Genomic DNA, 9,715 nt, shown 5'->3' with positions numbered 1-9,715 from the left:
GATAAGGATTTGTCGAATATTGATGCTTTATGAAGAAAAATTATTATGGCAAAAAATTTGATAATTAAAGGATTAACTGTGCCATTCGTTTAATTTAAAGATAAACACAAAACTAAGGCTAGAGGAATGGTTCTTTTGAAGGATTTTATTGCAGAGCTTCTTTTTCATTTTTTTATCATGATGATTATCCCACTCGTGAATATCATTTTTTCGCGTCAATGCAGGAATAATAAAATTAATTTTATCTTTTTTCTTACTATTTGTCTTTCACTTTTAATATCATCGCTTTTTCCGGTGCGAATTACGGATGGACTAGAGTTTGATTTAAAATTCATCCCAATTTTTATAGCCTTCTTTTATATCGGGCCAAGAACTGGCCTCATGGCAATTGGCATCCTGCTTGGATTAACCTTATTTAGCGATATGACAAAATTCCTAACGAACCTAATCAATTATTTCTTTATGACGATCTTATTTTTTATTGTTTATAAACATTACATAAGAAAAAAATTACTTTTCAAGCTATTAACTGGAATCATTTTTTATTTATTCATTTTTATAACACGTACGATATATTTGATGCAAACTGGAGCAATGGGAGATTTTCTTCACCTCATTTCGTTTTCTATCGTTTCCATTATTACACTATCTACAATCATTTATTTAATCGAAATGAATAAGCTTCAACTTTTAATGATGGAACAGTTGAAAAAAGCAGATAAGTTAAATGCTATTAGCCAGCTTGCTGCATCCATTGCCCATGAAATCAGAAATCCTATGACAACGATTCGCGGTTTCTTGCAGCTAATGAAAAATGAACAAAATATTACTTCTAATCAAGGGATGTTTATTTCCCTGTCCTTAGAGGAATTAGATAGGACTAACCAAATTATCAATGATTTTCTGTCTCTTGCACGACCTATAAGCGAATTTACAGAGACGATCCCTTTATCGAATATAATGTTAGATATTTCTGACTTCATGAAACCATATGCTGTTATGTCCAATGTAAAAATGAACATTCAGTTAGAAGAAAGTTTGTATATTGCGGGAAATGTGAATGAATGTAAACAATTGTTCATTAATCTTATTAAAAACGGAATTGAGGCTATGCCTGATGGAGGAAATATAGATATAAACGTTTATCAGCAAAATGACATTGCGTTCATTGAAATAAAGGATAATGGCGTTGGTTTTTCGACCATTCAATTAGAACAGCTCGGACAGCCTTATTATTCTACTAAAACAAAGGGAACCGGACTTGGATTAATGATTTCCTTTGATATAATTAAACGATTGAAAGGCGAATATGAAATAGAAAGTATTGAAAACGAAGGCACCATTTTTACGATCCATTTTCCACTGAAAAAATAAGAGAAAAAGGTGGAAGTCACGACAACTTTCACTGTTATCGCAGATTAACGGGCTGTAAGACCCCCACTTCAAAAAGTTGAGTAAAACAAAAATTTCTTAGTGGGGATCAACAGCTCGTAAAGGCCCGATTATAGGAACACAGACTAAGAACGCCACGTCCTGTGGCAACGTCTGTGTGACCCACATCCTGTGGGCCGCAACTAACAATCAGTGGGAATGAGGCTGAAATAAATTGCCGCTGCCTAATGTCATTGTTTGCACTACCACATACTGTGCGTCGGAAACCTCCACTGATTGAAGTTTCACTTTATCGGCAAATTGCGCTATATTATGACGGCACAACTCAGGAAATGTCTGAATTTGCGCTTTCCCAAGAAATATTAATCACAAATTAACATACTGTAAAGCCAGCTAAATTATCATAATATTCCACAATTACTCTTGAGAAAATAAAAAACAAGCCAGTTTTTTTCAAATCTGGACTTGTTTTGCATCATTTTTAATTTACATCATATACTATTCTCAAGGCCGTCCACCTCTTCTCATTTCGCTTCGTTGCGGGACTAACCAGATCGGAATGTGGGCGGTCTTTTTATTTTGTTTCCAGCTTAGATGATCACAACTTTTTATCAATCAATTCAAGCTCCGGTATCATGTCTGATAACGGAACAATGTTTGCTCTATTTTGATAAACGGGAATAAATTCCTCTAATACGTCTACCATCATTGTACCGGTTACTCCTACATGACCAATTGCAATTAGCCGATCACTTTTATTAAGTTTTCCTGCTAATAAATTGGCCTGTTTCGTAATATGCTCAATTGTATATATATCATCAAAAAAAAGATTGTTTTCCAAATAAGGAACTCCCATCTCATTGGCTAATTTTGGAATCGCACTTTTTCCAGTTGTTTTACTGTCAAGATAATACAATCCATATTCTTTGCAAACCTCTAAAACAATTTTCATGACTCGTTCATCTTCTGTTGCTTTGGAACCCATGTGGTGGTTCATCCCCACAGCATGAGGGATATCCTCAATTGCCGCCACAACTCTCCGTCTTATTTCTTCATCATTTAAATCTGTAGTAATGGCGCCCGGTCCTAACCAGCTTTTCTTTCCCTTTTTCGGCTCCATTGGCAGATGTACAATTACTTCATGATTATTTTTCATTGCTAACTCTGCATCCCGTTTAGAAGTTGGCATAAATGGCATGATGGCAGCAGTCAATGTAACTGGAAGTTTTAATATTTCATCTGTTCCCTTCATGTTATTTCCAAGGTCATCGATGACGATAGCAAGTTCCTTTTTTTCCGTTTTAGATGCAGTTTCCATTGGCATTGTCATTGTAAAAACTAGCACTATAATCGATATAAACCGCAACATCTTAGAATCACCCCTTTTTAATAAACTCTCCATTTTTAGAGAAAAAAATGAATGCAAAATAAAAAAACTGACCAGCCATTTAGCTAGTCAGTTTTCTGTTATTTTCTGTGCATTTTAAATTCTAAAAATAGATCATTATAATAGGCAAGCATTCTTTTTCCAAGGTTTTCGTATACCTCGAGCTTGGCTGTCATTTCTTCATCCGGATAGAAGCGCTCATCACTAATGACTTCTTCATCCATAAATTCGAGTGCCCCTTTATTAGGTGTTGAGTACCCAACATACTCTGTGTTTTGTGCGGCAACTTCTGGATCAAGAATAAAATTAATAAATTGATGTGCGGCTTCCGGATTTTTAGAAGTCTTTGGAATCACCATATTGTCAAACCAGAGATTGGAGCCTTCTTCTGGAACGACATATTCAACATCTTCATTTTCCCACATAATTTCTTGAGCTACTCCGGACCAGACAAGGCCAATACCAGCTTCGCCATTTTCTAACAACATCCGAATTTCGTCCCCTACGATCGCTTTTATATTCGGCGTTAACAAATCAAGCTTTTCTTTCGCTTCGATAAGGTGTTTTTCATTTGTATCATTTAAAGAATAGCCTAAGCTATTTAAGCCCATTCCCATTACCTCTCGAGCACCATCAATAATTAATATCTGATTTTTGAACTTTGGATCCCATAAATCATCCCAACTAGTTATTTCTAAATCACCTAGCATCTCTTTATTATACGCGATTCCGACTGTTCCCCAAAAGTAAGGGATTGAATATTCATTTCTTGGATCGAAAGGCAAATCCATAAATCGTGAATCGATATATTGAAGGTTCGGCACTTTTGAATGATCAATCGGGATAAGTAAATTTTCTTGCCTCATTTTATCGATTGCATACTCAGACGGAACGGCTATATCATAAGAAGTTCCACCCTGCTCAATTTTCGTCAGCATCGCTTCATTTGAATCAAATGTTTCGTAGATGACCTTAATCCCGGTTTCTTTTTCAAATCGTTTTATAAGTTCCTGGTCAATATAATCTCCCCAGTTAAATATCGTCAGTGTATTTCCACTTGAATACCCTTGAGCAGAATTTAGTTTATTGACAAAAAGAATTAAACCAATTGAAACAATGAGTACAGCTGCTAAGGCACGGACAAGCTGTTTCATTTCTTAACCCCCATTCCAGCCGGACGATTATTACGCTTCGTAATAAAGTAATAACCGACTACTAACAGCATCGTGAAAATAAACAATAAGGTAGATAGGGCATTAATGTTTAATGAAACTCCACGTCTTGCAAGTGAGTAGATTTCTACAGATAATGTCGTAAACCCATTACCTGTTACAAAAAATGTAACGGCAAAATCATCTAGAGAGTATGTTAAAGCCATGAAGAAACCTGCGAAAATACCAGGGGTAATAAAAGGCAGAATCACCTTAGTTAGGACATCCCATCTGCTTGCACCTAAGTCAAGAGCTGCATATATCATGGATATGTTCATTTCTTCAATTTTTGGCAGTACCATAATCACCACAATTGGAACACTAAAGGCAATGTGGGCAAATAATACAGAGACAAACCCTAGTTTAATACCAATAATTGTAAACAATATTAAAAAAGACGCTCCGATGATAACATCAGGACTGACAATTAGAACATTATTAAGTGAAAGAAGTGTATTTTTTACTCTTCTTCTTCTAGCAAAATAAATCGCAAGTGCACCGGCAACACCTAGTATTGTAGAAATAGCCGCTGATAAAAGGGCAATAATCGCTGTGTTTAAAACAATAATTAAAAGTCTTGTATCTCCGAACAGCTCGCGATACCAATCAAGGGTGAATCCTTCGAACTGATACATATTTCCGCCGCTATTAAATGAATAAAACATTAAGTAAAAAATAGGGGCATACAAAATTAGAAATACTATGGTCAAATAGATTGCTGAAAGCTTTGTCTTTTTCTTCATAGGATCCCCCTCTTTCGTTTACCAGTGAGTACCATAATGAGTACCATGGCAATAATTAGGAAGACAGCGATCGTTGAGCCCATTCCCCAGTCTTGAGTGACGAGGAAATGCTGTTCGATGGCTGTTCCGAGGGTGATAACACGGTTACCAGCAATAAGTCTTGTTAACATAAACAATGAAAGTGCAGGAATGAACACGACTTGGCATCCTGACTTAACTCCATCCAGCGTTAATGGGAAAATAACACGGGTAAAAGTTGTCCAGGGTGAAGCACCTAAATCATTAGATGCATCAATGAGTGATGGGTTTAATTCATCTAACGCATTAAAGATCGGTAAAATCATAAATGGCAGAAAGATATAAACAGAAACAAAGATAAAGCTGAAATCTGTAAATAATATCTGTTTGCTGCCAACCCCCATTACCTCAAGAAAGCTATTCGCAGCACCATATGTGCCAAAGATACCAATAAACGCATAAGCTTTTAACAATAAATTAATCCACGAAGGAAGAATAATTAATAATAGCCATAACTGCTTATGCTTGGTTTTTGTCAGTAAATAGGCTGTTGGATAAGCAATAATAAAGGCAAAAAATGTAATTAAAAATGCATACCAAAATGAACTAATTGTCATCTTCAGATAGACTGGCGTAAAGAACTTTTTGTAATTATCAAAAGTAAAATGCCCTTCAATATCAAAAAACGAATAGTATACAACGAGAAGAATGGGTGTTACGACAAACAAAAGAATCCAAATAACATAAGGGATTAAATACAGATTACGAGAGTTAGTTTTCATAGCTTCCCTCTTCATATGCTTCTAAACGTTTGTCGAATTCTTCCTCTGTTTCTCCATGTCTCATGACATGAATGGCTTCAGGATCAAAGTACAGCCCTATTTCTTCCCCTACATTTGCCTTTTTCGTTGAATGAACAAGCCATTCATTTCCATCCTGGTCATAGCAGCTAATTTCATAATGAACACCGCGGAAAAGCTGAGTATCTACTTTAACCCTTAGTTTCCCTGATTCTGGCTTAGTAATTTCCAAATCCTCAGGACGGATCACAATATCCACGGCTTCATTTGGATTTAGGCCGCCATCCACACAATCAAAGGTTTTCCCGGTAAACTGGACAGAAAAATCTTTAATCATCGTCCCTGGTACAATATTCGATTCTCCAATGAAATCAGCAACAAATCGGTTAATCGGTTCATCGTAAATATCAGTTGGCGTTCCGCTCTGTTCGATTTTTCCGTTATTCAAAACAAAAATTTCGTCAGACATCGCCAGTGCTTCCTCTTGGTCATGGGTAACAAAGATAAACGTAATGCCCAATCTGCGCTGGAGCTCACGAAGCTCGTACTGCATTTCTGTACGAAGTTTTAAATCTAGCGCTGATAATGGCTCATCGAGTAGTATGACTTCCGGTTCGTTGACAATGGCTCTTGCAATGGCTACACGCTGACGCTGACCGCCTGACATTTCTCTTATTTCACGATTTTCATAGCCTTCAAGATTCACAAATCGAAGTGCTTCCTTTACTCTTCGGTCTACTTCAATATTTTTAATTTTTTTAATTCTAAGTCCAAATGCTACATTCTCAAATACATTTAAATGCGGAAATAACGCATAGTCCTGAAATACAGTGTTGACTTGGCGTTTATTGGCCGGCACTTCATTGACTAATTTTTCATTAATAAATACCTTTCCAGATGAAGGCTCAATAAATCCTGCAATCAGCCGTAATATGGTTGTTTTTCCGCAGCCGGATGGACCGAGTAGAGTATAGAATTTCCCTCTCTCAATCTCAAAGCTTACCTCTTTCAAAACAGGAGGATCATCATCATATTGTTTTGTTACATGCTCAAAACGGATTATAGTGTTATTTGTCATTTTATCTCCTTCTATCAAAAAAAAATTTCAAATCATGCAACGCATTTTATCGAAAAAAATCGAATAATAACATTTAGACATTCAAACGTTATAATACCATATTCCTAGGCATTGATGGGAGATGTTTTTTGAAAATATTGTCTAGAGAATACCTCTTGTAAAAAAAGGCTTCCTACTCATATGTTAACTATGTGCAGGAGGTGTGTAATCTATTTACTATTTTGGATAAACCTTTGTATTTCAAGATGTATAGGCTCCATCACTCTTACAATCTGGTCATCCTCTTCGACTAATGGAATGGTCTTTCCATTAATGGTCTGGAACACTGGTTTTACCATTGAATGACTGCTATTAACAAACCATTTTCCATTCATCTTGATTAATTCTAGATCTATGATGCCAAGATGATTTCCCCAATAGCCAGCTTGTACAGCCGGGACCCCATTTATAGTTCCTGTTTCATCATTTACACTATAGAGGTCCTTCCCAGGGAAAATTAAATGAGTATGACCGTATAAAATAGCATCGATCCCTACTACTTTACTTAAAAAGTATACAGAATTCCCCTCTTTCTCCTTTAAACCTTTGTCAGGATCTAATCCAACATGTGCAAGAGCGATTATTATGTCTGCACCCATATTTTTCATAATTGGTACAAAATGCTCAGCTGTTTCCTGGATATTTTTTATCTTTAAATTACCTTGAAAATACTTCTTGTCCCATTCAGCTGCAATAGGGGTAAGGATGCCAAGAACACCAACCTTTAATTTTTGTTTATTTCCGTTAGTATCAATAAAGTTTCTATCTAAGATCAAAAACGGATTGAAATAATTAAGATCATCGCCATCGTATTGATTTTGATCATCTATATAAATATTGGCATTTACGTATGGGAAATTGGCTCCTCGCAAGCTTTTGTGCAAAAAATCTAATCCATGATTGAATTCATGATTTCCTACTGTTGCCGCATCATAATTAAGTCCATTCATCGCTTTAAATACAGGATGAAAGTAATGATCGTCCAAATAGTTGGTTTTATACACATATTCATCTAGAGCACTTCCTACAAGTACATCACCTACATCAAAAAGCAGTGAATTAATCTCCTCTTCCCGAGCTTGCTTGATAAGTGATGCAGTTCTGGCTAATCCGAATTCTAGATTCGGTTTATTTTTTTTATAATCAAACCCTAACATATGTGCATGCAAATCTGTTGTTTCTAAAATTCGAAGCCGCAAGCTAGATTCCATGATCTCTTTGGCGTCTGTCCGATTTAAGGCAATGAGCAAAATGCTGATGATCAGTATGAATTGAATGATCACTTTTATTCTTTTCATCCAAACACCCCTTACTATATGTTTTCTTATTTTCTCTAATTTAAGGAATAATAATCGGATTTTATCGAATTAGTTAATTTTCCCTAAATTACGAATAATCGACATGTAGCAAATGATGTGGNNTGTGGATCAATTCACGTATATAAAAAAAGATGATAGAACATGCTCTATCATCTTGAAACGGTTACCTATTTAAGATTTTTAGAAAGGCCTTTTCCCAAAATGTCCATTTGAGCATATTCTTCAAAAATAAGCTCCATTTTACCCCTTTACCAATTGGGTATCTTAACTGAGGATCATGCTCCTCGGCTATATTCGTAATCTTCCTAGCTACCTCTCGTGGATCTCCGAATGATTCTGACCCATTGTCAATATATTGTTGAATCTGTTTCATATAATGATAATAAGGAGATTCTACATGCAATGATCTTTCCGTAACATGCTTCCCGCTTGACCAAATATTAGTCTTATATGATCCTGCTTCGATCAAAACAACCTTGACGCCAAATGGCTTCATTTCAAGTCTGAGGCATTCGCTCCAACCTTCTAGAGCATGTTTAGAAGAGACATAGGGAGACATGCCAGGGAATCCCATTCTCCCGCTGATGCTGCTCATATTGATGATGATCCCTTTTCCTTGACTGCGCATTAGTGGTAAAAAGCTTTGAGTTACAGCAATCGCTCCGAAGAAATTTGTCTCAAATTGCTTTCTGAATTCCTCAATAGGAATTTCTTCTACAAAGCCTGCACTTGCATACCCGGCATTATTAAATAACAAATCAATACAGCCAATTTTTTCAATAAATTGCTTTAATTTTTCAATGGATTGTTGAGAAGCAACATCGAGCTCAGCAACTGTAATATTTCCTTCAACTCCATTTAATCTCGCCTCGGATAAAAGCGTTTTGCTTTTATTCGTATCTCTCATGGTCGCTATGACATCGAAATTATTTCTAGCGAGCTCTATAGCTGTTAGAAGCCCAAAGCCGCTTGATGCTCCTGTAATAACGGCGATTTTTCTATTCAAATGTTATCTCCTTTCAAGAAGATATCGTTGTTTTGTATTTAGCTCACATTCCATTTATTTGTCAATTCGGTAAATACCATTCTTTAACCCTGCAACTATAAAGGAGATCGCTTGAGCAAAAAAGAATAATCCCCATAATTGAGCAGGAATAAACATAGTTGTTTTTGCTAAACCTGTAGCATCCCCTGCTGCATGTGGCTGAATAAAGCTAAGCATGAGGATGGTAAAAGATGATGTTAGTGATTCTACTAAAAGAATACTAGCTATAATCAATAAGCAATTTTGTACAAATGATACGGAACCTTTATATAATAACAGAATAAATAATGCGCCAAAGGAAATAAGCCAAAATATACCATAAAAATTTCTAACCCAAAGCAGCAGGTTTAAGCCAACAAATAGAAGCAAAATAATAATAAGGGGTTTATATTGTTTCTTGCTAATGAACCAAAAGGATAAAAAGGCGATAAATGATGAAAAAACATATCCTGCTATTCCGGTAAAAAAGCTGCCAAACCAGTTCGTATGACTTGTATAGGTTACCCCTTCTGTGTTCATAAATAAAGATATAGTATGAACCTTTCCTCCAAATAGGGCAATCAAAGCGTGTCCCGATTCATGGATTAAAGTATTAATCATGCGTATATAGCTGCCTAGGAACGGAATATTTGTTAGAATAATAGCTATGACGATAAATAAACAGAATTTCCAAGTAATTTTTT

9 protein-coding genes are annotated in these 9,715 nt (G+C 35.9%); 1 reads left to right on the top strand and 8 read right to left on the bottom strand.

Going from position 1 to position 9,715, the window contains the following annotated elements; genetic code table 11:
- The first annotated feature begins 135 nt into the window (after positions 1-135).
- Positions 136-1,374 (top strand): HAMP domain-containing sensor histidine kinase, encoded by a 1,239-nt coding sequence (locus V7164_RS20505; RefSeq protein ID WP_335348514.1) that lies wholly within the window; start codon positions 136-138, stop codon positions 1,372-1,374.
- A gap of 616 nt (positions 1,375-1,990) precedes the next feature.
- Here the strand turns inward: V7164_RS20505 and V7164_RS20500 are convergent.
- The 8 genes from V7164_RS20500 to V7164_RS20465 all read right to left on the bottom strand — a co-directional run.
- A complete protein-coding gene (locus V7164_RS20500) occupies positions 1,991-2,758 on the bottom strand; it encodes a divergent polysaccharide deacetylase family protein (RefSeq protein ID WP_335347849.1) in 768 nt (255 codons plus the stop codon).
- A 101-nt stretch (positions 2,759-2,859) separates the two neighbouring features.
- The gene (locus V7164_RS20495) at positions 2,860-3,933 is read right to left on the bottom strand and encodes an ABC transporter substrate-binding protein (protein WP_335347846.1); all 1,074 of its coding nucleotides are present in this window, start codon (positions 3,931-3,933) and stop codon (positions 2,860-2,862) included.
- Entirely contained in the window at positions 3,930-4,733 is an 804-nt protein-coding gene (locus tag V7164_RS20490; RefSeq protein ID WP_335347847.1) for an ABC transporter permease, read from the bottom strand. Before V7164_RS20490 ends, V7164_RS20495 begins: the two co-directional genes overlap by 4 nt.
- Positions 4,730-5,533, bottom strand: coding sequence for an ABC transporter permease (locus V7164_RS20485; protein WP_335355088.1), 804 nt, complete (start codon positions 5,531-5,533; stop codon positions 4,730-4,732). Before V7164_RS20485 ends, V7164_RS20490 begins: the two co-directional genes overlap by 4 nt.
- A complete protein-coding gene (locus V7164_RS20480; RefSeq protein ID WP_335348371.1) occupies positions 5,523-6,629 on the bottom strand; it encodes an ABC transporter ATP-binding protein in 1,107 nt (368 codons plus the stop codon). The genes V7164_RS20485 and V7164_RS20480 overlap by 11 nt, the downstream gene beginning before the upstream one ends.
- A 209-nt stretch (positions 6,630-6,838) precedes the next feature.
- Positions 6,839-7,966: a metallophosphoesterase gene (locus V7164_RS20475; RefSeq protein ID WP_335355087.1), complete on the bottom strand. Its 1,128-nt coding sequence runs from the start codon at positions 7,964-7,966 to the stop codon at positions 6,839-6,841.
- Positions 7,967-8,150: 184 nt separating this feature from the next.
- Positions 8,151-8,993: an oxidoreductase gene (locus V7164_RS20470; protein WP_335355086.1), complete on the bottom strand. Its 843-nt coding sequence runs from the start codon at positions 8,991-8,993 to the stop codon at positions 8,151-8,153.
- Between the two features lie 54 nt (positions 8,994-9,047).
- Positions 9,048-9,715 (bottom strand): M50 family metallopeptidase (locus V7164_RS20465; RefSeq protein ID WP_335355085.1); only part of this gene is annotated, 668 nt, incomplete at its 5' end.

This window comes from Bacillus sp. JJ1474 (assembly GCF_036965225.1).
Lineage (GTDB): Bacteria > Bacillota > Bacilli > Bacillales > Cytobacillaceae > Cytobacillus.
The sequence above is the reverse complement of the archived record's forward strand: the minus strand, read 5'-3'. Positions and strand labels throughout refer to the sequence as shown.